Source organism: Bacillus sp. FSL R5-0447, assembly GCF_038606125.1.
Classification (GTDB): Bacteria; Bacillota; Bacilli; order Bacillales; family Bacillaceae; genus Bacillus; species Bacillus velezensis.
Genome location: NZ_CP152012.1, coordinates 1,745,214 through 1,769,745 on the forward strand (window position 1 = coordinate 1,745,214; position 24,532 = coordinate 1,769,745).

29 protein-coding genes are annotated in these 24,532 nt (G+C 45.7%); all 29 read left to right on the top strand.

The window, feature by feature from the left end:
* Positions 1–7 precede the first annotated feature (7 nt).
* The 29 genes from hslV (at position 8) to NYE68_RS09030 (ending at position 24,531) form a co-directional block, all read left to right on the top strand.
* Positions 8–553 carry an ATP-dependent protease subunit HslV gene (gene hslV, locus NYE68_RS08890; RefSeq protein WP_014417767.1) on the top strand — a complete coding sequence of 182 codons (546 nt, stop codon included), beginning with the start codon at positions 8–10 and terminating at the stop codon, positions 551–553.
* A gap of 7 nt (positions 554–560) precedes the next feature.
* Positions 561–1,973: an HslU--HslV peptidase ATPase subunit gene (gene hslU, locus NYE68_RS08895; protein WP_324636970.1), complete on the top strand. Its 1,413-nt coding sequence runs from the start codon at positions 561–563 to the stop codon at positions 1,971–1,973.
* A 37-nt stretch (positions 1,974–2,010) separates the two neighbouring features.
* Positions 2,011–2,790, top strand: a complete 780-nt coding sequence (codY, locus tag NYE68_RS08900) for a GTP-sensing pleiotropic transcriptional regulator CodY (RefSeq protein WP_003154263.1) — start codon at positions 2,011–2,013, stop codon at positions 2,788–2,790.
* Positions 2,791–3,143: 353 nt separating this feature from the next.
* Positions 3,144–3,533 (top strand): flagellar basal body rod protein FlgB, encoded by a 390-nt coding sequence (gene flgB, locus NYE68_RS08905; RefSeq protein ID WP_003154260.1) that lies wholly within the window; start codon positions 3,144–3,146, stop codon positions 3,531–3,533.
* On the top strand, positions 3,533–3,985 hold the full coding sequence (flgC, locus tag NYE68_RS08910) for a flagellar basal body rod protein FlgC (protein ID WP_007409776.1): 453 nt from the start codon (positions 3,533–3,535) through the stop codon (positions 3,983–3,985). The genes flgB and flgC overlap by 1 nt, the downstream gene beginning before the upstream one ends.
* A 10-nt stretch (positions 3,986–3,995) precedes the next feature.
* The gene (gene fliE / locus NYE68_RS08915) at positions 3,996–4,316 is read left to right on the top strand and encodes a flagellar hook-basal body complex protein FliE (protein ID WP_007409777.1); all 321 of its coding nucleotides are present in this window, start codon (positions 3,996–3,998) and stop codon (positions 4,314–4,316) included.
* Between the two features lie 42 nt (positions 4,317–4,358).
* Positions 4,359–5,969, top strand: a complete 1,611-nt coding sequence (gene fliF, locus NYE68_RS08920) for a flagellar basal-body MS-ring/collar protein FliF (RefSeq protein WP_012117551.1) — start codon at positions 4,359–4,361, stop codon at positions 5,967–5,969.
* 12 nt (positions 5,970–5,981) lie between these two features.
* Entirely contained in the window at positions 5,982–6,998 is a 1,017-nt protein-coding gene (gene fliG / locus NYE68_RS08925; RefSeq protein WP_003154256.1) for a flagellar motor switch protein FliG, read from the top strand.
* Entirely contained in the window at positions 6,991–7,746 is a 756-nt protein-coding gene (gene fliH, locus NYE68_RS08930; RefSeq protein WP_015239852.1) for a flagellar assembly protein FliH, read from the top strand. Before fliG ends, fliH begins: the two co-directional genes overlap by 8 nt.
* Positions 7,743–9,059: a flagellar protein export ATPase FliI gene (gene fliI / locus NYE68_RS08935; protein WP_015417467.1), complete on the top strand. Its 1,317-nt coding sequence runs from the start codon at positions 7,743–7,745 to the stop codon at positions 9,057–9,059. Before fliH ends, fliI begins: the two co-directional genes overlap by 4 nt.
* Positions 9,060–9,064: 5 nt before the next feature.
* Positions 9,065–9,508, top strand: coding sequence for a flagellar export protein FliJ (gene fliJ / locus NYE68_RS08940; protein ID WP_003154253.1), 444 nt, complete (start codon positions 9,065–9,067; stop codon positions 9,506–9,508).
* 11 nt (positions 9,509–9,519) lie between these two features.
* The gene (locus NYE68_RS08945; RefSeq protein WP_015417468.1) at positions 9,520–10,134 is read left to right on the top strand and encodes a MotE family protein; all 615 of its coding nucleotides are present in this window, start codon (positions 9,520–9,522) and stop codon (positions 10,132–10,134) included.
* Between the two features lie 6 nt (positions 10,135–10,140).
* Positions 10,141–11,484 carry a flagellar hook-length control protein FliK gene (locus NYE68_RS08950; protein WP_095352152.1) on the top strand — a complete coding sequence of 448 codons (1,344 nt, stop codon included), beginning with the start codon at positions 10,141–10,143 and terminating at the stop codon, positions 11,482–11,484.
* Positions 11,485–11,925: a flagellar hook assembly protein FlgD gene (flgD, locus tag NYE68_RS08955; protein ID WP_015239855.1), complete on the top strand. Its 441-nt coding sequence runs from the start codon at positions 11,485–11,487 to the stop codon at positions 11,923–11,925. It begins immediately after the preceding gene.
* 24 nt (positions 11,926–11,949) lie between these two features.
* Complete coding sequence (gene flgG / locus NYE68_RS08960; protein ID WP_007409783.1) at positions 11,950–12,726, top strand: flagellar basal body rod protein FlgG; 777 nt, start codon at positions 11,950–11,952, stop codon at positions 12,724–12,726.
* Between the two features lie 39 nt (positions 12,727–12,765).
* The gene (locus tag NYE68_RS08965; protein ID WP_003154243.1) at positions 12,766–12,981 is read left to right on the top strand and encodes a flagellar FlbD family protein; all 216 of its coding nucleotides are present in this window, start codon (positions 12,766–12,768) and stop codon (positions 12,979–12,981) included.
* Entirely contained in the window at positions 12,978–13,397 is a 420-nt protein-coding gene (fliL, locus tag NYE68_RS08970; protein ID WP_014417773.1) for a flagellar basal body-associated protein FliL, read from the top strand. Before NYE68_RS08965 ends, fliL begins: the two co-directional genes overlap by 4 nt.
* Before the next feature lie 33 nt (positions 13,398–13,430).
* The gene (fliM, locus tag NYE68_RS08975; RefSeq protein ID WP_003154240.1) at positions 13,431–14,429 is read left to right on the top strand and encodes a flagellar motor switch protein FliM; all 999 of its coding nucleotides are present in this window, start codon (positions 13,431–13,433) and stop codon (positions 14,427–14,429) included.
* Positions 14,419–15,555, top strand: coding sequence for a flagellar motor switch phosphatase FliY (gene fliY / locus NYE68_RS08980; protein WP_015417472.1), 1,137 nt, complete (start codon positions 14,419–14,421; stop codon positions 15,553–15,555). Before fliM ends, fliY begins: the two co-directional genes overlap by 11 nt.
* Before the next feature lie 26 nt (positions 15,556–15,581).
* A complete protein-coding gene (gene cheY, locus NYE68_RS08985; RefSeq protein ID WP_003154238.1) occupies positions 15,582–15,944 on the top strand; it encodes a chemotaxis protein CheY in 363 nt (120 codons plus the stop codon).
* Between the two features lie 14 nt (positions 15,945–15,958).
* Complete coding sequence (gene fliZ / locus NYE68_RS08990; protein ID WP_003154237.1) at positions 15,959–16,612, top strand: flagella biosynthesis regulatory protein FliZ; 654 nt, start codon at positions 15,959–15,961, stop codon at positions 16,610–16,612.
* Entirely contained in the window at positions 16,605–17,270 is a 666-nt protein-coding gene (fliP, locus tag NYE68_RS08995; RefSeq protein ID WP_007409786.1) for a flagellar type III secretion system pore protein FliP, read from the top strand. Before fliZ ends, fliP begins: the two co-directional genes overlap by 8 nt.
* Before the next feature lie 14 nt (positions 17,271–17,284).
* Positions 17,285–17,554 (top strand): flagellar biosynthesis protein FliQ, encoded by a 270-nt coding sequence (gene fliQ, locus NYE68_RS09000; RefSeq protein ID WP_003154234.1) that lies wholly within the window; start codon positions 17,285–17,287, stop codon positions 17,552–17,554.
* A 6-nt stretch (positions 17,555–17,560) separates the two neighbouring features.
* Entirely contained in the window at positions 17,561–18,340 is a 780-nt protein-coding gene (fliR, locus tag NYE68_RS09005) for a flagellar biosynthetic protein FliR (protein ID WP_012117557.1), read from the top strand.
* Positions 18,340–19,419: a flagellar biosynthesis protein FlhB gene (gene flhB / locus NYE68_RS09010; RefSeq protein WP_007409787.1), complete on the top strand. Its 1,080-nt coding sequence runs from the start codon at positions 18,340–18,342 to the stop codon at positions 19,417–19,419. Before fliR ends, flhB begins: the two co-directional genes overlap by 1 nt.
* A gap of 33 nt (positions 19,420–19,452) precedes the next feature.
* Positions 19,453–21,486, top strand: coding sequence for a flagellar biosynthesis protein FlhA (flhA, locus tag NYE68_RS09015; RefSeq protein ID WP_007409788.1), 2,034 nt, complete (start codon positions 19,453–19,455; stop codon positions 21,484–21,486).
* Entirely contained in the window at positions 21,486–22,577 is a 1,092-nt protein-coding gene (flhF, locus tag NYE68_RS09020; protein ID WP_053573439.1) for a flagellar biosynthesis protein FlhF, read from the top strand. The genes flhA and flhF overlap by 1 nt, the downstream gene beginning before the upstream one ends.
* Positions 22,574–23,467 (top strand): MinD/ParA family protein, encoded by an 894-nt coding sequence (locus NYE68_RS09025; RefSeq protein ID WP_053573440.1) that lies wholly within the window; start codon positions 22,574–22,576, stop codon positions 23,465–23,467. Before flhF ends, NYE68_RS09025 begins: the two co-directional genes overlap by 4 nt.
* Positions 23,464–24,531, top strand: coding sequence for a chemotaxis response regulator protein-glutamate methylesterase (locus tag NYE68_RS09030; protein WP_047935716.1), 1,068 nt, complete (start codon positions 23,464–23,466; stop codon positions 24,529–24,531). Before NYE68_RS09025 ends, NYE68_RS09030 begins: the two co-directional genes overlap by 4 nt.
* The last annotated feature ends 1 nt before the right edge of the window (position 24,532 follow it).

Consider the following 24,532-nt stretch of genomic DNA (forward strand, 5'->3'; position numbering starts at 1 on the left):
CCTTCTCATGTCATCTTTTCATGCGACAACGATTTTTGCCGTCCGGCATAACGGGAAAAGCGCTATGTCAGGAGACGGCCAGGTCACATTCGGTCAGGCTGTAGTCATGAAACATACCGCGAGAAAAGTGAGAAAGCTGTTTAACGGAAAGGTTCTGGCCGGATTTGCGGGATCTGTTGCAGACGCTTTCACACTTTTTGAAATGTTTGAGGCGAAGCTTGAAGAATACAACGGCAATTTAAAACGTGCGTCGGTTGAGCTTGCGAAAGAATGGCGCAGCGATAAAGTGCTGCGCAAGCTGGAAGCCATGCTGATTGTCATGAACCAGGATACCTTGCTTCTCGTATCGGGAACAGGTGAAGTGATTGAGCCGGATGACGGCATTTTGGCAATCGGCTCCGGCGGAAACTACGCCCTGTCAGCAGGAAGAGCGCTGAAAACCTATGCCGGAGAAAATCTGTCCGCCAAAGATATTGCAAAAGCCGCTTTGAAAATCGCGGGCGAGATTTGTGTGTACACAAACGATCAGATCATTTTGGAAGAACTTGAATAGAAAGGACTTGAGGCGCATGGAAAACAAACCGTTAACACCGAGACAAATCGTAGATCGGTTGGATCAATACATTGTAGGACAGCAGGATGCGAAAAAAGCTGTCGCCGTGGCATTAAGAAACCGCTATCGCAGAAGTCTTCTTGATGAAAAACTGAGAGACGAGATCGTTCCCAAAAACATCCTGATGATGGGCCCGACCGGGGTGGGGAAAACAGAGATCGCCAGACGGATCGCCAAGCTTACCGGTGCGCCATTTATAAAAATTGAAGCGACAAAATTTACAGAAGTCGGCTATGTAGGCAGAGATGTCGAATCAATGGTCAGAGACCTCGTTGAGACATCCGTGCGGCTCATTAAAGAAGAAAAAATCAGCGAAGTGAAAGAACAGGCTGAAGAAAATGCAAACAAACGTATAGTGCGGCTTCTCGTTCCGGGAAAGAAAAAACAAGCGGGTGTGAAAAATCCATTTGAAATGCTCTTCGGAGGAAACCAGGCGGCAAATGATGATGAAGCCGACCAGCAGGAAGAAGCAAGCCTTGAAGAGAAAAGAAAGCGCATGGCGCATCAGCTCGCATTGGGAGAGCTCGAAGACCATTACGTCTCCGTAGAGGTGGAAGAGCAGCAGCCGTCGATGTTTGACATGCTGCAAGGCTCCGGGATGGAGCAGATGGGCATGAATATGCAGGATGCGCTGAGCAATCTGGTGCCAAAAAAGAAAAAACGCCGCAAAATGACGGTCAGAGAAGCAAGGAAGGTTCTGACCAATGAAGAGGCAGGCAAATTAATCGATATGGATGAAGTCGGCCAAGAGGCCGTGTTAAGAGCTGAAGAGGGCGGCATTATCTTTATTGACGAAATAGATAAAATCGCAAAAAACGGAGGGGCTTCTTCCTCAGCAGATGTATCGAGAGAAGGCGTTCAAAGAGATATCCTTCCGATTGTCGAAGGATCTACCGTCGTCACGAAATACGGCTCCGTCAAAACAGATCACGTGCTGTTTATCGCAGCCGGGGCATTCCATATGGCCAAACCGTCTGATCTGATTCCGGAGCTGCAGGGCCGCTTTCCGATTCGTGTAGAATTGAGCAAGCTGACGGTAGATGATTTTGTGAAGATTCTCGTCGAACCCGATAACGCGCTGTTAAAACAATATCAGGCTTTATTGCAGACAGAAGGTATATCTCTTGAATTTTCTGACGAAGCTATTCGTAAGATCGCCGAAGTGGCTTATCATGTGAATCAGGATACGGACAACATCGGAGCGAGAAGGCTTCACACGATATTGGAACGTCTCTTGGAAGACCTGTCGTTTGAAGCGCCGGACGTGACGATGGAAAAAGTCGCCATCACGCCGCAATACGTTGAAGAAAAGCTCGAAACGATTGCAAACAACAAAGATCTAAGTCAATTTATATTGTGAAAATTTAATAAGAGGAATTCTAGGAGGATTATTTATCATGGCTTTACTACAAAAAACACGAATTATTAACAGCATGCTGCAGGCTGCGGCAGGCAAACCCGTAAACTTTAAAGAAATGGCTGAAACGCTTCGTGACGTCATTGATTCTAATATTTTCGTCGTCAGCCGCAGAGGAAAGCTTTTGGGCTACTCTATTAATCAGCAGATTGAAAATGACCGCATGAAAAAAATGCTTGAAGACCGCCAGTTCCCGGAAGAGTACACGAGAAATCTGTTCAATGTTCCGGAGACGTCTTCAAACCTTGATATCAACAGCGAATACACGGCGTTTCCTGTGGAAAACAGAGACCTGTTCCAAGCGGGCTTAACAACGATCGTGCCGATCATCGGCGGAGGAGAGAGACTGGGCACGCTCATTCTGTCCCGTCTGCAGGATCAATTTGAAGATGATGATCTCATTCTTGCTGAATACGGAGCAACCGTTGTAGGAATGGAGATTTTAAGAGAAAAAGCGGAAGAAATCGAAGAAGAGGCGCGAAGCAAAGCGGTTGTTCAAATGGCGATCAGTTCTCTGTCTTACAGTGAACTTGAAGCGATTGAGCATATCTTTGAAGAGCTTGACGGAAACGAAGGCTTGCTTGTGGCAAGTAAGATTGCGGACCGTGTCGGCATTACGCGTTCAGTAATCGTTAACGCGCTGAGAAAGCTGGAAAGCGCAGGCGTCATTGAATCCAGATCACTGGGAATGAAGGGGACGTACATTAAAGTTCTGAACAACAAATTCCTTATTGAATTGGAAAACCTTAAATCTCATTAAGACAAAAGCAGGATCCCTGAAAATGGGGGTTCTGCTTTTTTTATGGACAATAGGTGAAAAGTTGCAGTTTAAAGTTGCTTATTGGAATCTGATCTGAGATAATCCATCTTGCTGTGTGAAAAAAGGAGGAAGAAACAGAAATTGGGCTATTTTCAGTCTTATATTAAACAAATCCTTGTAGTACAAATATTCTAGGACTTAATACCTACATGCAAAATAGATATAATTGAGCACTTTTTTTTAGCCTAACTTCATAGACTTTAAGCCTGTTATTTCTTACAATAAGCATATGGTTTTACAATTCTCGACAAGGATTTTTAGGAGAAAAATATCTGAAATGGAGGTAAGTGGATTTGGACTTATTTTCTGGAACTATACAAAATCTTGAGAATGCCTTGGGGAGAGCGGACATTAAGCAAAAAGTCTTAACTAATAATATCGCCAATATAGATACACCGAACTATAAGGCAAAAAAAGTCTCTTTCCGAAATTTGTTAGATCAGGAAACATCCAATCTTGAGGCTGTAAAAACCGACTATCGGCACGTTGACTTTACGGGTTCGGGGGACGATTATTCTATCGTGTCCAGCAGTGATACATCGTACCAGCAAAACGGAAACAATGTCGATATCGACAAAGAAATGACAGATTTAGCCGAAAACCAAATTAATTATCAGGCTTTGGTTGAAAGAATGAGCGGCAAATTCAATTCTCTGAAAACCGTCTTGACAGGAGGAAAATAATGAGTGGCTTTCAAAGCTTAAATATTTCGGGTTCCGCTTTAACTGCACAGCGTGTCCGGATGGACGTCGTATCGTCCAACCTGGCCAATATGGATACAACGAGAGCGAAGCAGGTAAATGGCGAATGGGTGCCTTACAGAAGAAAGCTGGTATCTCTCCAATCCGGAGGCGAATCATTTTCGTCCCTTTTACATTCCAAGATGAACGGAACAGGAAGCGCGGGAAGTGGCGTAAAGGTATCTGGTGTTACGGAAGACCCGTCCGCTTTTAATCTCGTTTATGATCCGGAGAATCCTGATGCGAATAAAGACGGATATGTACAAAAACCAAATGTAGATCCATTAAAGGAAATGGTGGATCTTGTCAGCAGCTCGAGATCATATGAAGCAAACGTAACTGCATTAAACGCTTCCAAAGGCATGCTTTTGAAGGCGTTAGAAATCGGAAAGTAAGGTGATGTAAGTGGTTAACGCTATTACTCCTTTTCAGCTTCAACAAACCCAAAACACTCAAAACGTAACGAATCAATTAAACCAAACTCAAAAAACTGATTCTTCAAACCAAACAAGCTTTTCGGAGCTTTTAAAAAACTCTATTGATTCGTTAAATGAGTCACAAGTAAAATCTGACCAAATAACGAACGAACTGGCTGCAGGAAAGGATGTAAACCTTGACGAGGTCATGATCGCTGCCCAAAAAGCAAATATTTCTCTGACGGCCGCTACCGAATTCCGCAATAAAGCCGTGGAAGCCTATCAGGAAATCATGAGAATGCAGATGTAGTGGTCAGATTGAAGAGAATGACTGGAATGACCGGGGGTTAACATGAATCGTACTCTAATGCAAATGAAAACCAAAACGGCAGCGTTTTGGAACAACAGATCAAAAACACAGAAGATACTCATGGTAAGCGGCTTGGCCGCATTCATTATTTTACTCATCGTCGTTATTATTTTTACTTCGTCTGAAAAGATGGTGCCTCTTTATAAAGATTTGTCCGCGGAAGAAGCGGGGAAGATTAAAGAAGAGCTCGATACGAAAAAGGTGTCTTCTGAACTTGCTGACGGCGGCACGGTCATTAAGGTTCCTGAGAGCCAAGTGGATTCGCTTAAAGTCCAGCTTGCCGCGGAAGGCCTGCCGAAAACGGGATCAATTGATTATTCGTTTTTCGGACAAAATGCGGGCTTCGGCCTGACGGATAATGAGTTTGACGTTTTAAAGGTTGAGGCGACTCAGACCGAATTGTCAAACCTGATAAATGAAATGGACGGTATTAAAAGCTCGAAGGTCATGATCAATATGCCGAAAGAAGCCGTGTTCGTCGGTGAAGATCAGCCGGCAGCGTCCGCATCAATCGTTTTGCAGATGAAACCGGGCTACTCGCTTGATCAAAACCAGATCAACGGGCTGTACCACCTCGTTTCTAAAAGTGTTCCGAACTTAAAAGAAGATAATATCGTCATAATGGATCAAAATTCTACATATTATGACAAAAGTGACAGCGGTGCAGGGTCCGTTTCTGACAGTTATGCTTCTCAGCAAGGTATTAAGTCGCAGGTCGAAAAGGACATTCAAAAACATGTTCAGTCACTGCTCGGCACAATGATGGGGCAGGATAAGGTCGTTGTTTCCGTGACGGCGGATGTTGACTTCACGAAGGAAAAACGCACTGAAGACACTGTCGAACCTGTCGATAAAGATAACATGGAAGGCATAGCGGTAAGCGCCGAAAAAGTTGCGGAAACGTATAAAGGCGACGGCGCGGCCAACGGCGGCACGGCCGGAACGGGAAGCAATGACACCGCGAACTATGCCGAGACAAACGGCGGTTCAAACAGCGGGGACTACGAAAAAAGCAGCAATAAAATCAACTATGAAGTCAACCGCATTCATAAAGAAATCGCTGAAAGCCCGTATAAAGTGCGTGATTTAGGCATTCAGGTCATGGTGGAGCCGCCTAATCCGAAAAATGCCGCTTCCTTATCAGCACAGAGACAGGCTGATATACAGAAGATTTTAGGAACGGTCGTCAGAACGTCTCTTGATAAAAACGAAACGCAAAATCAAAACCTGACAGACAATGATATCAACAATAAAATCGTTGTATCCGTTCAGCCGTTTGACGGAAAAACAAGCCTGAACACAGATTCGGCACAATCTTCAGGTCTTCCGATCTGGGTATACATTACAGGCGGCGTACTGCTTGCGGCCATTATTCTGCTTATTATTCTCCTCATCAGAAAGAAACGCTCACAAGAGGATGAATACGAAGAATATGAATATGAAACACCGCCCGAGCCGGTTCGATTGCCTGATATCAACGAAGAGAAAATTGAAACGGAAGAAACAGTCAGACGAAAACAGCTTGAAAAAATGGCTAAAGAAAAACCGGAAGACTTTGCTAAATTGCTTCGAAGCTGGCTGGACGAGGATTAGGGGGAATGGAAAATGGCGAAACGTGATCAGAACAAGCTTACAGGAAAACAAAAAGCAGCCATCCTCATGATTTCCTTAGGCCTTGATGTATCAGCTTCTGTGTACAAGCATTTGTCTGAAGAAGAAATTGAAAGATTGACACTCGAGATTTCGGGAGTCAGAAGCGTCGATCATCAAAGAAAAGATGAAATCATTGAAGAATTTCATAATATCGCAATCGCTCAGGACTATATTTCACAAGGCGGTTTAAATTACGCCCGCCAAGTGCTTGAAAAAGCGCTCGGAGAAGACAAAGCGGTAAGCATTTTAAACAGGCTCACCTCTTCTTTGCAGGTAAAGCCGTTTGATTTCGCGAGAAAAGCGGAGCCCGAACAGATTTTAAATTTCATTCAGCAGGAACATCCGCAAACGATGGCGCTGATTTTATCCTACCTTGACCCGGTGCAGGCCGGACAGATTTTGTCTGAGCTGAACCCGGACGTTCAGGCTGAGGTGGCAAGAAGGATTGCGGTTATGGACAGAACGTCTCCTGAAATCATAAATGAAGTGGAGCGGGTCCTTGAACAAAAGCTGTCCTCCTCCTTTACGCAGGATTATACGCAGACCGGCGGCATAGAAGCCGTTGTTGAAGTGTTAAACGGCGTAGACAGAGGAACGGAAAAAACGATCCTTGATTCATTGGAAATCCAAGATCCTGAGTTGGCGGATGAAATCAAAAAACGGATGTTTGTCTTTGAAGATATTGTCACCCTTGATAACCGTGCGATTCAGCGCGTGATCAGAGACGTTGAAAACGACGACCTCCTGCTTTCATTGAAGGTTGCGAGCGAGGAAGTCAAAGAAATCGTCTTCAGCAATATGTCACAGCGTATGGTTGAAACGTTTAAAGAGGAAATGGAAATTATGGGGCCTGTGCGTTTGCGTGATGTGGAAGAGGCGCAATCAAGAATCGTGGGCGTCGTCCGCAAGCTGGAAGAAGCCGGAGAAATTGTAATCGCGCGAGGCGGAGGAGACGATATTATTGTCTAATATCATTAAACAGCAATCATCATTTTCTCCTGAACAAAAACGGCGCAAGCTTTCCTTGCAGGAAGTCAGGAAAACACATTCCCATCCAGACCGGGAGGAACCCGAAAATCCGGAGGCTCTCATGGCTTTTGCCAAAGCAGAAGCCGACAGGGTGTCTGAAGAAGCGAAAAATCAATTAGAGCACACTCTTCTGCAGATTGAAGAAGAGAAAAACCGCTGGGCGGAAGAAAAACAAAGATTGATAGAAGAAGCAAAGGCAGAAGGATATGAAGAAGGCATGGCATTGGGAAAAGCCGAGGCTCAAGCTGAATACGCCAATCTCATCAGCCGGGCCAATGCCGTTATGGAAATGGCGAGACAGTCAGTCGAGGAAAAACTGGAAAGCGCTGAGGAAGAGATTATTGAGCTTTCCGTTGCGCTCGCTAAAAAAGTATGGCGGCAAAAAAGTGATGATAAAGAGGCTTTCCTTCTGCTGGTCAAACAGGTAGTAGCCGAAGTAAAAGATTATGATGACATCTCCATCTATGTGGACCCTGAATATTATGAGACGGTTCATCAGCATATGGACGAAATTCAGCAGCTGTTATACAAAGAATGCAGATTAAGCTTATATGCCGATGAAAAAGCCGCGAAGGGAACGTGCTCGATAGAAACTCCGTTCGGACGTGTTGATGCAGGCATAGACACCCAGCTGATGCAATTAAAGCAAAAACTTTTAACGGCGCTTGAGGCGGGAGCGGAGCAATGAAGACACAGTATTTAATAGACTCAATTGAAACAGCGGATCCGTACAAGCGCTACGGCAAGGTTAAACGGGTCATCGGGCTGATGATTGAATCAAAAGGGCCCGAAAGCTCAATCGGAGATGTTTGTCTCATTTATCCGAAAGGCCATGCGAAAAAAGCGATTAAAGCTGAGGTTGTAGGCTTCCAAGATGAAAACATTCTGTTAATGCCTTATCTGGAAGCGGCCAGTATCGCGCCGGGCAGCATTGTGGAGGCCACTGGCGAGTCGCTCCGCATCAAAGTAGGCGCGGGTTTAATCGGACAAGTTGTCGACGCGTTCGGCGAACCTCTTGACGGCCGGGCGCTTCCGAAAGGTTTGTCCCCCGTTTCGACGGAACAGCCGCCGCCAAACCCGATGAAACGCCCGCCGATACGGGAAAAGATGGGTGTCGGCGTCAGATCGATTGACAGTCTGCTGACGGTAGGAAAAGGGCAGAGAATCGGGATTTTTGCCGGAAGCGGAGTCGGAAAAAGCACCCTGATGGGAATGATCGCGAAGCAGACTGAAGCTGATTTAAACATTATCGCACTCGTCGGGGAACGGGGGCGCGAGGTGCGTGAATTCATCGAGAAGGATTTAGGTGAAGAAGGCCTGAAACGCTCGATAGTCGTAGTCGCGACCTCTGATCAGCCTGCCTTAATGCGTTTGAAAGCGGCGTATACGGCCACCGCCATTGCAGAGTACTTCCGGGATAAAGGCCGGAATGTGATGTTCATGATGGACTCCGTGACGAGGGTCGCGATGGCGCAGCGGGAAATCGGCCTGGCAGCGGGAGAACCGCCGACAACAAAAGGATATACACCTTCTGTGTTCGCTATTTTGCCCCGTTTGCTGGAAAGAACGGGCGCGAATGAACAAGGAACGATAACCGCTTTTTATACGGTTCTCGTAGACGGAGATGACATGAACGAACCGATTGCCGATACGGTGCGCGGAATATTAGACGGGCATATCGTTCTCGATCGGGCGCTTGCCAACAAAGGGCAGTTCCCGGCCGTGAACATCCTGAAAAGCATCAGCAGGGTCATGTCTAATATTTCAGACACAGCGCACAAAGAGGCGGCCAACAAATTCCGCGATCTTCTGTCAACTTATCAAAACTCTGAAGATCTCATTAATATCGGAGCTTACAAAAGAGGATCATCAAGAGAAATTGATGAAGCGATTCAGTTTTATCCGCAGCTTATTCAATTTTTAAAACAAGGAACGGAAGAACCTGCTCAATTGGAAGACAGCATTGCGGCATTGACGAGTCTGACTGGAAAAGAGGAATAAACATCGTGGCATACCAATTCAGATTTCAAAAGCTGCTGGAATTAAAAGAAAATGAAAAAGACCAAACATTGACTGAATACAGACAATCGGTTTCTGAATTTGAGACAGTGGCTGAAAAACTATATGAAAATATGAGCAAAAAAGAATTGCTCGAAAAAGACAAAGAATCAAAGCTGAAATGCGGGATGAGCGTTCAGGAAATGAGACATTATCAGCAATTCGTTTCCAATCTTGAGAACACCATCTATCATTATCAAAAGCTTGTCATCATGAAACGAAATGAAATGAATGAGAAGCAGGAACAGCTCACCGAAAAAAACATTGAAGTAAAGAAATTTGAAAAAATGCGGGAAAAACAATTTAATATGTTCGCACTTGAAGACAAAGCTGCAGAGATGAGGGAAATGGACGACATTTCAATCAAGCAGTTTATGATTCAGGGGCATTAGGAGCGAATGAAATGGCCGATAAAGAAAAGAGATCTGGAAAGTTCGGTTCAATCCTGCTTTTTATCATGATCCCGCTGATTTTTCTGATCATCGTCGCAAGCATCATCCTTTGGGCTGCCGGCGTTGATGTGATGAAGCCGATTCAGGAAACAGCCGCTAAAACGCCTGTTTTAAAAGAATTGGTTCCCGAAACGAAAGAAATGAAAAGCGCGGCGGAAAAGCAGAAGGCAGACAGAACGGCTTCTCTTGAAAAGACCATAAAGGAACAAAAAAGTGAAATTAACATTTTGAATAAAGATTTAGACACAAGCAAGTCCGAAATCGATAATCTGAATCAGAAAATCCGTTCACTGAAACAGGAAGCTGAACAGCAGCAGAAAACGAAGACGGATGAAACGAAAAAAGACGCTGCGGATTCAGCCGGAAAAGATAAAATGATCAACATCTATAAAAGTATGGACAGCGGTAAAGCGGCAAGCATTATCGTAAAGCTGAAAGAAAAAGAAGCCCTCGATATTTTAAACGGATTAAGTAAAAAGCAGCTTGCTGAAATCTTGACGAAAATGACTCCTGAACAAGCGGCTAAATATACAGAAAAACTATCCGCTGACGGAAATAAGGAGTGATGTAAGTTGAAGCTGCTTGAATTAACGGGTAATCGTACGCAGACTGTGCAAAACAGCAATGCGAAGATGAATGTAAACAGCTTAGGTCTATTTCAGAACTGGCTCCTATCGGAAATCACTTCTCCCCGGCAGCCCGGAGATGAAACAAAAACAAGTGACGCAGAGCTGAATGATGCCCTATCGAAAATCGGTGATTGGCTGAAAGCCGGCCCGGAAGATAAAGAATTGGAGCTAAAAAAGCTGCTTGAGGCGGTAAAAGCTCTTGAAGGAAAGCAGACGGCTGAAACAGCTCTTCCTTTATTGAAACAGCTTGCCGAATCTGTAGAAGACATGTTAGCGGGCAAACAGCATGGGGCGAAGCCTGAAACGGATGAGCCGGATTCTTCCGCAAAAGACGGGGATTCCGTCAAGGATGCGCTTGAGAAGGGTCTGCTTTTCATTCAAGAAGCCGTATCCCAGCTCTTCACATCTCAGCAGGAACTGCCGGACAGCGCGCAGGCAAAGGCGGTTTACCAGGAAGGCGCCCGTTTATTAGAGGCATTGAAAAAACAAGGCGTCCCAGACCGCGTGATTCAAGACCTGCGGCAGACATTTTTTCCGAAAAACGAATCTGCATCTAAACTTTACTCCATGACAGCCGCTGAGCTGAAGAGCTTTCAAAGCGTCGCGGAGCAGCTTGCGGGCCTTTCTCAAAAGGGAACAAAGGAATGGGATATGGCTGAAACTGAGCTGAAAGCTTTTGTGTTATCTCAATCATCTGAATCATCCCAAGAGTCAGCCGGGAAAACAGAACAGCAAAACGGCGGCACGGTTACTCACGCAAAGGCGCCTGACAGCAAATTGTCTGCACATATACTGTTTTCGGGAACGAGAAGCCTTGCCGGCATTCAGCAAACGTCCGCAGGAGCTGAACAGCAGCCGGCAGAAAATAAACCGTTAACGGATCAGGTCATCAGCGGCTGGAAACAGATGAAATACACGCCTTTCGGGAAAACAACCGGAAGCTTTACGATTCGTCTTAATCCCGAGAACCTCGGATTTGTCACAATTAAGGTGACAAACGAAAACGGGATGTTTCAAAGCAAAATAATCGCATCCAGCCAGTCCGCGAAAGAGCTGCTGGAACAGCATCTTCCTCAGCTGAAACAGTCGCTTCCGAATATGTCGGTCCAGGTCGACCGTTTTACAGTCCCGCTTCAAAGCGGGGATCAGCAGCCTGTTTACGGGCAGACGGCCGATCACAATAAACAGCAGCATCAGGGACAGAGAGAGCAGAAGAACCAGCAGCAGTCAGGCGATTTCGGAGATATGCTGGAGGAGCTTTCTCTCAATGAAATGGAGGAAGAATAGTTGACATCAGTAAACTCGGATTATGCCGCGGCGGGCGCTTCAACCACTTCAAGCGCGAAGAGCACCGCCGCAGTAAACAGCAGCACGAATTTAGGGAAAGACGAATTTCTGAAGATCTTAATGACACAGGTTCAAAACCAGGACCCGCTCAATCCGGTTGATGACAAAGAATTCATCAGCCAGATGGCGACATTTTCTTCATTGGAGCAAATGATGAATATGAATACGACGATGACTAAATTTGTAGAAAATCAAGATCCGTTTACGATGTATGTGAACTGGATCGGCAAAAATGTCACATTCAGCGACAGCGACGGGAAGGATCAGACAAGCCCGGTCAATTCAGTCAAGCATTCAAACGGCAATTACGTGCTCGTGCTTGAAAACGGCAAAGAGGTCAGTCCGTGGAATGTCACGGCCGTCAGCGAAACATCTAAATAATAAGAAACTCAGGGGGAATTTAACATGTTACGTTCATTATATTCCGGTATCAGCGGCATGAAAAACTTTCAGACAAAACTAGATGTAATCGGCAATAACATCGCCAACGTCAACACAGTGGGATTTAAGAAAAGCCGCGTTACATTTAAAGATATGATCAGCCAGACAGTCGCCGGCGGTTCAAACGTGACCAATTCAAAACAAATCGGCTTGGGTGCCGCGACTTCTTCCATTGATGTTGTTCATTCAACCGGCGCCCCGCAGGCTACACAGAATAAAACCGACCTAGCCATTGACGGAGACGGCTACTTTCAGATTAATACAGGTGCGGGAATTGTTTACACACGTGCGGGGAATTTCGGAAAGGACAATCAAGGAAACCTTGTTACGACTGACGGATACTATCTTGAAAAAATCGGCGGCGGCAAAATCAATATTCCGACTGATGCGAAAGATTACAGCATCGGTGCAGACGGAACCGTTACATACACTGATGCAGGGGATGAGGTTCATGATGCCGGACAAATCGGTCTGGTCACGTTCCCTAACAGCGCCGGTCTGGAAAAAATCGGAGGCAACCTTTACAGAGAATCATTAAGTTCAGGAGCTGCAAGCGCAGTCACCACTCCGGGCGAAAACGGAACAGGTAAGCTTTTGGCAGGCTATCTTGAAATGTCAAACGTAGATCTGACAGATGAATTTACCGAAATGATCGTTGCTCAGCGCGGTTTCCAATCAAACTCAAAAATCATTACGACTTCAGATGAAATCCTTCAGGAGCTGGTTAATCTGAAACGGTAAGGAGGGAGGAGAGGCGGTTAGGCCGCTTCTCCGGATTGCATGATTCAAGTCACCCGTTTAAACGGCCAGCCTTTTACGCTGAACGCGCTGTTTATCGAACAGATTGAGTGCTTCCCCGACACGACGATTACACTGTCCAACGGCAAAAAGTTCGTAGTGAAAGAACCGGAAGAAGCAGTTCTCAAAAAAGTCATATCGTTTTACCATAGCATACAAATATTTTCACTGGATCAGGGAATAGAGGAAGAAGAATGAAGAAAAAATTAGTCATCATTTTGCTGATTATTTTAATTGTCATCGCCGGCCTCGGAACGGCAGCATATTTTGTCGTCAGCGGAAATTCCGGCAAAGATAAAAAGCCGACAATTGACGAAGTCGTTGCAGCCACTGTGTCTGTCGACGATATCACGACAAACTTAAAGTCTGACAGCATCATCCGTATCGGCATCAAGCTTGAAACCGACTCGGCTAAAGCGAAGGAAGAACTTGAAAAACGCGATTTTCAGGTGAAAGACAACATCATTTCCATTTTAGCTGACACAAGCGCCGGAGAGATTGAGGGAGATAAAGGAAGAGAAGCGTTTAAACAATCATTAAAAGAGAAAGTAAACAGCTATCTCCAAGAAGGAAAAGTTCAGAAAGTGTACATTACCTCCTTTAATCTGCAATAAAAACAAATTTGACAGAATACGGAGGTGAAGAAAATGTCAGGAGAAGTTCTCTCCCAAAATGAAATAGACGCACTGCTTTCCGCCATTTCCACGGGTGAGGCGGATGCGGAAGAGCTGAAAAAGGAAGTTAAAGAGAAAAAAGTAAAGGTATATGATTTTAAACGGGCTCTCAGATTCTCGAAAGATCAGATACGCAGTTTAACCCGGATACATGATAACTTTGCGAGGCTTCTCACAACACACTTTTCCGCCAAGCTCAGAACGTATATTCATATATCCGTCAGCTCAGTTGACCAGGTGCCGTATGAAGAATTTATCCGTTCCATACCGAACATGACGATTTTAAATTTATTCGATGTTCATCCGATGGAAGGCAGAATCATGATGGAGGTTAATCCCACCATCGCATACGCAATGCTTGACCGCGTCATGGGAGGCATCGGCATCACTCATAACAAAGCTGACAGCCTTACGGAAATTGAAACGAATATTATTTCTAACTTATTTGAAAATGCACTGGGCAACTACAAAGAAGCGTGGCAATCGATTGCTGATATTGACCCTGAAATGACTGAATTTGAAGTGAATCCTCAGTTTGTACAGATGGTTTCCCCAAATGAAACAGTCGTTGTCATTTCTCTCAATACGCAGATAGGTGAAATCAGCGGTGTCATTAATCTTTGTATTCCCCATGTCGTACTTGAGCCGATTATCCCTAAGCTTTCCGTACATTATTGGATGCAATCAGACCGGAATGAAGCGAAGCCCGAAGAAACGAAGTTGCTTGAAAAGCGCATCATGACGGCTCAAATTCCCGTTGTGGCTCTCTTGGGCGCTTCTGAACTGACAATAGAAGAATTTTTAAGTTTGGAAGTCGGGGACTGTATAACTCTGGACAAATCAGTGACTGATCCTCTTACTGTATTGGTCGGAAACAAACCGAAGTTTTTAGGGCAGGCCGGCCGGGTGAATCGAAGACAGGCAGTGCAAATTTTAGATCACGACATAAGAGGTGAACAAGATGAACAATAGATTATCTCAAGATGAAATCGATGCTCTTCTTAACGGCACAAGCAGTCAGTCAGAGGATACAGAACAGCCTCAAGGGGCGAACTTGTCTGAACTTGAGCGCGATGCGATCGGAGAAATCGGGAATATTTCGTTCGGCAGCTCGGCTACGGCGCTGTCCACTCTTTTAAATCAAAAAGTGGACATTACGACACCGAGTGTGACCGTCATTTCAAAAAGCAAAATCAGTGATGAATTTCCTCATCCGTATGTTGCCATTGAAGTGAACTACACAGAAGGCTTTGACGGCAGCAATTTGCTCGTCGTCGAACAAAGCGACGCGGCCATCATCGCGGATTTGATGATCGGCGGGGACGGCCGGGGCGCCGATCCGTCACTCGGTGAAATCCACCTGAGCGCCGTGCAGGAAGCAATGAATCAAATGATGGGCTCGGCTGCTACGTCAATGTCGACCGTGTTCAGTAAAAAGATTGACATTTCTCCGCCAAGGGTTGAACTTCTGGATGTGACGGAAGAAAAAGGGACCGACAGAATACCTGAGGATGACCTGCTCGTAAAAGTGTCATTCCGTCTGAAAGTCGGCGAATTAATCGATTCGAGCATCATGCAGCTTTATCCGATTACGTTTGCGAAAGATCTGATCGCAGACCTGATGACTGCAGACCAGCATGAGTCAGAGGCCGCAGAAACTGTATCAGAACCTCAGCAAACATACGAAACGCCGCAGCCGGAACCTGCCATGCAGCCGGAGCCGCAGGCAAAACCCGAGCTTCCGAAGAGACAGGGAACCGCAAAAAAAGCTGCTCCTGTTCAAGTCGCTCCGGTAGAATTCCAGGCGTTTGATCATAACGAAGCGGCGCAAGGATCAAGGAATAACCTTGATATGCTGATGGATATTCCGCTTTCCGTTACGGTTGAGCTCGGCAGAACGAAGAGAAGCGTCAAAGAAATCCTCGAACTTTCTGCGGGAAGCATTATTGAGCTTGACAAGCTGGCTGGTGAACCTGTTGACATTCTGGTCAACCAGCGGATCGTGGCAAAGGGCGAGGTCGTTGTCATAGAAGAAAACTTCGGCGTGAGAGTCACTGATATTTTAAGTCAGGCAGACCGCCTTAACAATTTAAAATAAGCGAACATAGAGGAGAGAAACAGATTATGGCACACAGAATTTTAATTGTAGACGATGCAGCATTTATGAGAATGATGATCAAAGATATTTTAGTGAAGAACGGTTTTGACGTTGTAGCTGAAGCTTCAGACGGAGCGCAGGCAGTCGAAAAATTCAAAGAGCATTCCCCCGACCTTGTGACAATGGATATTACAATGCCTGAAATGGACGGGATTACAGCTTTAAAGGAAATTAAACAAATCGATCCGCAGGCGAAAATCATCATGTGTTCGGCTATGGGCCAGCAGTCAATGGTTATTGACGCGATTCAAGCCGGCGCAAAAGACTTTATCGTGAAACCGTTCCAAGCGGACCGCGTGCTTGAAGCTATTAATAAAACATTAAGCTAAAGGGTGTACGACTGTTGAAAAAGAGTCATGGTTTACTAGCTTTGATTTGTTGTTTCGTTTTACTCAATGTACATCCGTTCCCTGCTTTTGCGGCGGAGTCTGACAATTCCACCGTCAACGAATGGTTTGACAAACAATCAACAAACAAAACAGAGAAAAAAAGCGATACATCGAAACAAACGGCCGATCAAGAGATAGGGGATGCTTCTGCATCTTCTGTCTCCGCTTTTGATTTTGTAAAGATGATTGGGGCGTTATTATTCGTCATTCTGCTGATCTATGGATTTGTCAAACTGATGAATAGAAGAAACCGTCTGCTGAAGCCGTTTCAATATGTAGAAAATATCGGCGGAACGTCAGTCGGCCAAAACCGTTCCGTGCAGCTGATCAAAGTGGGAAACAGCGTTCTCGTAGTCGGTGTGGGCGAAACGATACAGCTTTTAAAAGAAATTGAAGATGAAAAAGAGCGCGAGGCGATTCTGAGCCAATACGAAGAGTCGATGTCTTCAAAAGTGGAATGGACCAAGCTCGTAAATCCGCGTAAGGATGGAGAAAAAAAACCGCAAACGATGCTTCCGTCGTTTTCAAAAGCGCTGAAAGAACAGCTGAACGAGCTGAAACAAAGCCGTTCTGAAGGAAAGAAGAAAGGCCCTTATCATCATGAATGAATTTATTAATCTTTTTAATTCAAGCAGTCCGACCGAAGTCAGCTCCACTGTTAAATTACTGCTGCTTTTGACTGTCTTTTCAGTAGCGCCGGGGATTCTGATTTTGATGACCTGCTTTACGAGAATCGTCATCGTCCTGTCTTTTGTAAGAACCTCACTGGCGACGCAGAACATGCCTCCCAACCAGGTTTTAATCGGCCTTGCGCTGTTTTTGACGTTTTTTATTATGGCGCCGACTTTTTCAGAGATTAATAAGGAAGCCTTAACGCCGCTGATGGACAATAAAATCAGTCTCGATGAAGCATATACAAAAGCCGAGAAGCCGATTAAAGAGTATATGAGCAAGCATACAAGGCAGAAGGATCTGGCGCTGTTTATGAACTATGCCAAAATGAAAAAACCTGAATCGATTCAGGATATTCCTTTGACGACGATGGTGCCCGCTTATGCGATATCAGAACTCAAAACCGCTTTTCAAATGGGCTTTATGATTTTTATTCCGTTTTTAATTATCGATATGGTCGTGGCGAGCGTCTTAATGTCAATGGGAATGATGATGCTACCGCCGGTTATGATCTCTCTGCCCTTTAAAATATTGCTTTTCGTTTTGGTCGATGGATGGTATTTAATCGTGAAATCTTTGCTTGACAGCTTTTAGGGTAGGTGCTAATTGTGAGTTCAGAATTTGTAATTTCCATGGCGGAAAAAGCCGTATATGTAACACTAATGATCAGCGGGCCGCTGCTTGCGATCGCGCTGATTGTCGGTTTGCTCGTCAGTATCTTTCAAGCGACAACTCAAATCCAGGAACAGACGCTTGCGTTCATTCCGAAAATCGTGGCGGTGATGCTTGGACTGATCTTTTTCGGTCCTTGGATGCTGTCGACGATTCTTTCGTTCACAACTGATCTGTTTTCTCATCTGAACCGATTTGCAGGGTAGAATCAAATGAATTCCATCATTGATTTATTTCCCGCTTTTTTATTGGTCTTTATCAGAATCTCTGCTTTTTTTGTAACGGTGCCGGTGTTCGGACATCGGAATCTGCCGGCGGTTCACCGAATCGGCTTTGCTTTTTTTCTTTCGGTGATCTGCTTCAGCACGCTGAAACATGCGCCGGAAATAGAAATAGGGGAACAGTATATGCTGCTTGTCATAAAAGAGGCCGTTGTGGGCTTGAGCCTCGGGCTGATCGCTTTCATGATGATGACAGCCATTCAGATAGCAGGTTCCTTTATTGATTTTCAGATGGGCTTTTCCATCGCCAATGTCATTGATCCGCAATCAGGAACGCAAAGCCCGCTGATCGGACAATTCGTTTATACGCTGGCGCTGTTATTTATGCTCAGCATAAACGCCCATTATCTTTTATTGGACGGGATTTATTACAGCTTTCAGTATATCCCGCTTGATCAGGCATTTCCGTCGTTTGGAAATGATCACTTTGGACTTTTTATCGCAAAAAGCTTCAATGCCATGTTTATTATCGCTTTTCAAATGTCTGCGCCGGTTGTGGCCAGTCTGTTTTTAGTTGATTTGGCGCTCGGTATCGTGGCGAGAACGGTGCCGCAGCTGAATGTTTTCGTTGTCGGGCTTCCTCTGAAAATAGCCGTGAGCTTTATTATGCTGATCGTTTGTATGGCGGTGATGTTTGTCGTTGTCCGCAACATCTTCAGCCTTACCGTTGAAACCATGCGGAATCTATTGGCATTGGTCGGTGTGACATGATGAGGCTCAGACTGAATCTGCAATTCTTTGCCGGTGAAAAAACGGAGAAAGCCACGCCGAAAAAACGGAAGGATACAAGAAAGAAAGGACAGGTCGCGAAAAGTACGGATGTGAATACAGCCGTTTCTTTACTGATTATCTTTCTTTCGCTGATCGCGCTCGGTCCTTATATGCGGGACAGGCTGCTGTCCTTTATTAAAACGTTTTATACGAAATCGATATCTTTACATCTGTCAGCATCTGCCGTGCATGAACTGTTCGTGGATACGGTGAAAGATATCAGCCTCATTCTCGCGCCGATTATGCTGGTCGCGCTTGTGGCAGGTGTCGTGAGCAATTACATGCAGGTGGGTTTTCTGTTTTCTGCGGAAGTCCTCAAGCCTGACTTGAATAAGCTCAGCCCGCTGAAAGGATTTAAGCGGATTTACAGCATGAGGGCGATTGTTGAACTGGTCAAATCCATTTTGAAGATTACTGTGGTCGGTTTTGCCGCCTTTATGGTGCTTTGGCTGCATTATGGCGATATTCTTCGCCTTCCGCTTTTAACGCCTGCGGAAGTGCTCACTTTCGTTTCCAAGCTCACGCTTTGGATGGGGCTTGCGGGATCAGGGGCTTTAATGCTGCTGGCCGGGCTTGATTACTTATATCAGCGTTTTGATTATGAGAAAAATATCAGAATGTCAAAGCAGGATATAAAAGATGAATACAAAAAATCGGAGGGTGATCCGATTATCAAGTCCAAAATTAAGCAGAAGCAGCGGGAAATGGCGATGAGGCGGATGATGCAGGAAGTGCCGAAAGCGGATGTCATCATTACCAACCCGACCCATTATGCGATAGCTTTAAAATATGATGAAAAGAAAATGGACGCCCCTTACATTGTTGCAAAAGGGGTCGACCATCTCGCATTAAAAATCAGACAGATCGCCAAAGAACACGATGTCATGACGATTGAAAACAGACCGCTCGCGCGTGCGTTATATGATCAGGTTGACATTGACCAGGCTGTGCCGGAAGAGTTTTTCAAAGTCATTGCGGAAATTTTGGCTTATGTATATAAAACGAAACAAAAAGTATAGTGAATTTCAGATTCAAAAGGAGAGAAAAACAGCATGTCAACAAGAGATTTATCGGTTTTAATAAGTGTTGTCCTCATTGTGGCAATGCTGGTGATTCCATTCCCTCCATGGTTGTTAAGTATTTTGATCATCATTAATATCTCTCTTGCGTTGATCGTGCTTCTCACCACAATGAATATGCAAGAACCGCTGCAATTCTCGATATTCCCGTCATTGCTGCTGTTATTGACGCTGTTTCGGCTTTCGCTCAATGTGTCGACGACACGTTCGATTCTTTCTCACGGAGAAGGGGGAAAGGTTGTTGAGACATTCGGGAATTTCGTTGTCGGCGGAAATGTGCTGGTAGGGCTTGTTGTCTTCATTATCTTGATTATTATTCAGTTTATCGTCATTACAAAAGGCGCCGAGCGGGTATCGGAAGTGGCGGCGAGATTTACGCTCGATGCGATGCCCGGAAAGCAAATGAGTATTGACGCGGATTTAAATGCCGGCATGATTACGGAGCAGGATGCAAAGCACAGACGTGAAAAAGTCGCCCGGGAAGCGGATTTTTACGGCGCCATGGACGGTGCGAGCAAATTCGTCAAAGGGGATGCCATCGCGGGTATCATCATCGTGATGATCAATATTATTTTCGGAATCGTAATCGGAATGCTGCAGCAGGGGATGAGCATACAAGAAGCTGCGTCTCACTTTACAATGCTGACGGTCGGTGACGGTATCGTTTCTCAAATGCCGGCCTTGCTCATTTCAACGGCTACGGGGATCGTCGTGACGAGAGCGGCATCTGAAGGAAACCTCGGTCATGATATTACAGGCCAGCTGTTTGCTTATCCGAAGCTCTTGTATGTAGCCGCGGGAACTGTACTTTTGCTCGGTCTTCTTACACCGATCGGCATTCTGCTGACGGGGCCGATCGCCGGTCTGCTTGCATTCGGCGCTTATATGCTGTCCAAAGCGGATAAGCCGAGCGAAGAAGAGGAAGAAATTCTTGAAGAAGAGGCTCAGGCGGATGAACTGAAAAGCCCGGAAAGCGTTGTGCAGCTTTTACATATTGATCCGATTGAATTTGAGTTCGGATACGGACTCGTACCGCTTGCAGACGCGGGGCAGGGCGGTGATCTTCTTGACCGCATCGTCATGATCAGACGTCAGCTTGCGCTTGAATTGGGACTTGTCATTCCGGTTGTGCGCATCAGAGATAACATCGCGCTCCAGCCGAATGAATACAGATTGAAAATTAAAGGCAATGAAGTCGCTAAAGGAGAGCTCCTGCTGGATCATTACTTAGCGATGTCACCGACGCCTGAAGATGACGTCATTGAAGGAATTGAAACGATTGAACCGTCGTTCGGACTTCCCGCAAAATGGATCAGTGAAGCTGCAAAAGATGAAGCGGACATGCTGGGGTATACAGTTGTTGATCCGGCGTCAGTCGTATCTACGCATATTACAGAAAAAATTAAGCAGCACGCCCATGAACTGGTCGGCAGACAGGAAACCAAGCAGCTGATCGATCATCTGAAGGAAAATTATCCTGTGCTTGTTGAGGAAGTCACGCCAAACCCTCTTTCTGTCGGCGATATTCAAAAGGTGCTTGCCAAATTGCTGAGAGAAAAAGTTTCAATCAGAAACTTGGTGACCATTTTTGAAACTCTTGCCGATTACGGAAGATTAACGACAGATTCAGATCTTTTGACAGAATACGCGAGACAGTCGCTTGCCAAACAAATCACGGCACAATATGCGAGAGAGCATGAAACGCTGAAGGTCATCACATGCTCAGGCCGGGTGGAAAAAGCGATTGCAGACGGGGTACAGCAGACTGAACAGGGCAATTACCTGTCACTCGACCCTGAGGTTTCAGACAGCATCATCCGTTCTGTCGCTAAAGAGGCCGAGCAGCTTTCCATCCGCCAGGAGTCGGCGATTCTGCTTTGCTCGCCTGCTGTCAGAATGTATGTAAAACAGCTGTTAGAACGGTATTTCCCTGATCTTCCGGTTCTTTCTTATAATGAGCTGGAAGCAAATGTTGAAGTACAGAGCATTGGAGTGGTGGATATTTAATGAAAATAAAAAAATTTACAGCCGCTTCAATGCAGGATGCCGCGAAGCAAATCAAAAAGGAACTCGGCAATGATGCCGTTATTTTACATTCCAAACAAGTAAAGAAACGAAAATGGCTGGGGCTGCGGTCGCAGCAGGCCGTCGAAGTGATAGCGGTTTTAGATCGTGACGTCAGGGAAGCGAGAAAAACGCCGCCGGCTGCCGCTGAAGAATTGAAAAAGACGAAAACGGCGGAGAAAGCTGAGCCTGTTCAGCCGCCGCGTCTTCCGGATCAAAGTATTTCCGGCGAACTGGCGCATTTTAAAGAAGTGCTCCCTGAACCATTAAAAAAAGCCGAGAGACTATTGAAGCAAGCCGGGCTTCCTGATCATACGCAAAACGCCGTACTCAGTGAATTGCTCCGTTCTTCAATTGTTTCCGGAGATTTAACTGAAGATAATGTCAGCTCAAAACTGCAGGATTTGTTAGTGAAAAAGCTCCCTTCGGCAGACAGGTGGCAGGAAGGGATTCAATCAAAATACGTCGTGCTTTTCGGTTCAACCGGGGCCGGCAAAACGACTACACTTGCGAAACTCGCGGCCTCATCAATGCTGACAGAGCATAAAAAAATTGCCTTTATGACGACGGATACTTACCGGATTGCCGCGGTCGAGCAGCTGAAGACATATGCGGAGCTGCTTCAGGCTCCTCTTGAAGTATGCTATTCAAAGGAAGAATGTCTGAAGGCACTGGAAAAATTCGCTGAATATGACCATGTTTTCATTGATACAGCCGGTAGAAACTTTAAAGAAGAGCAGTATATTACGGAATTACAAGAGATGATTCCGTTTGAATCAGGCTTACAATCCTTTCTCGTATTATCCGCATCTGCAAAATATGAAGATATGAAACAGGTGCTGAAACAGTTTTCAGGTGTGCCGGTCAATCAATTCATTTTCACGAAAACGGATGAAACCGCCTCACTCGGCTCCGTGTTTCAAGTGCTGTCGGAATCAAGAATCGGCGCCGCCTATTTGACAAATGGACAGGATGTGCCTGAAGACATCCTATCGGCTTCACCAAAAGAGTTTGTAAGGATGCTTTTGACATGAAACCCGATCAGGCAGAGTCATTAAGAAGGAAAATGAGAGAGCGGCAAATGATCAAGCCGGAGCTTTATGAGAAAAAAGCGAAGACATTAGCCGTCATCAGCGGTAAAGGCGGCGTCGGAAAATCTAATTTAACATTAAACATGGCAGTTGCCCTGCAGGAAAAAGGAAAAAAAGCACTCATCATTGATCTTGACATCGGAATGGGCAACATTGATGTGCTGATCGGCGCTGCTTCTTCCCGCACCATTATTGATGTGATGGAGAATCGGCACGCATTGGCTCAATCACTGTCCTCCGGTCCGAAAGGCCTTCGCTACATATCCGGAGGAACGGGGCTTGAGGCGATCTATCAAGCAGACAGAGAGAAGTGGTCGGCTTTTATGAATGGTCTTTCCGCTGTATTAAGCGATTTTGATTACGTTCTGTTTGATATGGGAGCGGGACTTTCAAAAGAGCAGCTGCCGTTTATTTTATCGGCGGAAGACATTCTCGCCGTGACAACGCCTGAGCCGACGGCCATTATGGATGCCTACAGCGCGATCAAACATCTTTTGCTCGCGGATGAACGGCTGACCGTAAACATTGCCGTCAATCGCGCCCGCGCCCAAAAACAGGCGCTGGACACGTACAACCGCCTTTCTCATGCGATTCACATGTTTTTAGGCGCGGAGGTGCGTTTCGCCGGCTCCATACCCGATGACCCGCTAGTAAGTCAAGCCGTCATTGACCAGGTGCCTTTTTTAATAAAAAATCCTCAAGCAAAAGCCAGCAGGTCCGTCCGTCTTCTGACGGATGTCTTGTTTCAAACGGAAGAAAACAAACCAAGAGAAGAGAAACCGGCATTTATTGAGAGATTATCTTCTTTTTTATTGAGGAGGACTTTACAGTGATTCGTGTGCTTGTCGTTGATGACTCAGCTTTTATGAGAAAGATGATTACCGATTTTCTGGCTGCGGAAGTGCAGATAGAAGTCATCGGGACAGCCAGAAACGGGGAAGAGGCGCTGAAGAAAATAGAGCTTCTCAAACCGGATGTTGTCACGCTTGATATTGAAATGCCGGTCATGAACGGAACGGATACATTGCGGAAGATCATCAGCATATATAAACTTCCCGTCATCATGGTATCGAGCCAGACACAGCAAGGGAAGGACCGAACGATCAACTGCCTGGAAATGGGCGCTTTTGATTTTATCACCAAGCCTTCCGGAGCAATTTCACTTGATCTTTATAAAATTAAAGAGCAGCTGATTGAGAGGGTGATTGCAGCCGGGCTGTCCCGCGCACAAAAACCTGAGGCGGCAGTGAAAGAGTCTTCTATCCCGGAACGTCCGGCTTTGGCGGGATTTGAAAGACCGAAAGTAAGATCCGCCAAGCAGGCCGTATTCATCGCGACCTCTACAGGCGGACCGCGGGCTCTGCAAAAGGTGATTCCGAAACTGCCGAAGGATTTAAAGGCGCCTGTATTTGTCGTTCAGCACATGCCTGAAGGCTTCACCGCTTCACTTGCAGACAGACTCAACCATTTGTCAGATATTCAGGTCAAAGAAGCGGAAAACGGTGAAGAAGCGAAGGACGGATGGGTGTACATCGCGCCCGGCGGAAAAAATATGACGGTTGCAGAGGAAGGCGGAAGGCTCCGCATCATTCTTGACGTTCATGATACGGAAAGCCGGCATAAACCGTCAGCCGATTATTTGTTTCGGTCGGCAAGCCGCTTATCCGATTACGAAAAGGTAGCCGTCATTATGACAGGCATGGGCAGCGACGGAACCGAGGGCGTAAAAGAAATGCTCAGAACAGGCAGCGTTAAAACGATTGCGGAATCGGACGAATCCTGTGTTGTGTTCGGAATGCCGAAGTCAGCGATAAAGGCGGGCCTCATTCATGAGATTAAACATGTGGAAGATATCGCGGCATCCATCACCGGATGTGTGAAAAAAGAGAGGGTGTGAA

Excerpts from the sequence above, each read along its gene's own strand:
- hslV (WP_014417767.1), top strand. The coding sequence starts at position 8 with ATGTCATCTTTTCATGCGACAACGATTTTTGCCGTCCGGCATAACGGG.
- codY (WP_003154263.1), top strand. The coding sequence starts at position 2,011 with ATGGCTTTACTACAAAAAACACGAATTATTAACAGCATGCTGCAGGCT.
- flgC (WP_007409776.1), top strand. The coding sequence starts at position 3,533 with ATGAGTGGCTTTCAAAGCTTAAATATTTCGGGTTCCGCTTTAACTGCA.
- fliF (WP_012117551.1), top strand. The coding sequence starts at position 4,359 with ATGAATCGTACTCTAATGCAAATGAAAACCAAAACGGCAGCGTTTTGG.
- fliG (WP_003154256.1), top strand. The coding sequence starts at position 5,982 with ATGGCGAAACGTGATCAGAACAAGCTTACAGGAAAACAAAAAGCAGCC.
- fliI (WP_015417467.1), top strand. The coding sequence starts at position 7,743 with ATGAAGACACAGTATTTAATAGACTCAATTGAAACAGCGGATCCGTAC.
- NYE68_RS08945 (WP_015417468.1), top strand. The coding sequence starts at position 9,520 with ATGGCCGATAAAGAAAAGAGATCTGGAAAGTTCGGTTCAATCCTGCTT.
- flgG (WP_007409783.1), top strand. The coding sequence starts at position 11,950 with ATGTTACGTTCATTATATTCCGGTATCAGCGGCATGAAAAACTTTCAG.
- NYE68_RS08965 (WP_003154243.1), top strand. The coding sequence starts at position 12,766 with ATGATTCAAGTCACCCGTTTAAACGGCCAGCCTTTTACGCTGAACGCG.
- fliL (WP_014417773.1), top strand. The coding sequence starts at position 12,978 with ATGAAGAAAAAATTAGTCATCATTTTGCTGATTATTTTAATTGTCATC.
- fliM (WP_003154240.1), top strand. The coding sequence starts at position 13,431 with ATGTCAGGAGAAGTTCTCTCCCAAAATGAAATAGACGCACTGCTTTCC.
- fliY (WP_015417472.1), top strand. The coding sequence starts at position 14,419 with ATGAACAATAGATTATCTCAAGATGAAATCGATGCTCTTCTTAACGGC.
- cheY (WP_003154238.1), top strand. The coding sequence starts at position 15,582 with ATGGCACACAGAATTTTAATTGTAGACGATGCAGCATTTATGAGAATG.
- fliP (WP_007409786.1), top strand. The coding sequence starts at position 16,605 with ATGAATGAATTTATTAATCTTTTTAATTCAAGCAGTCCGACCGAAGTC.
- fliR (WP_012117557.1), top strand. The coding sequence starts at position 17,561 with ATGAATTCCATCATTGATTTATTTCCCGCTTTTTTATTGGTCTTTATC.
- flhB (WP_007409787.1), top strand. The coding sequence starts at position 18,340 with ATGAGGCTCAGACTGAATCTGCAATTCTTTGCCGGTGAAAAAACGGAG.
- flhA (WP_007409788.1), top strand. The coding sequence starts at position 19,453 with ATGTCAACAAGAGATTTATCGGTTTTAATAAGTGTTGTCCTCATTGTG.
- flhF (WP_053573439.1), top strand. The coding sequence starts at position 21,486 with ATGAAAATAAAAAAATTTACAGCCGCTTCAATGCAGGATGCCGCGAAG.
- NYE68_RS09025 (WP_053573440.1), top strand. The coding sequence starts at position 22,574 with ATGAAACCCGATCAGGCAGAGTCATTAAGAAGGAAAATGAGAGAGCGG.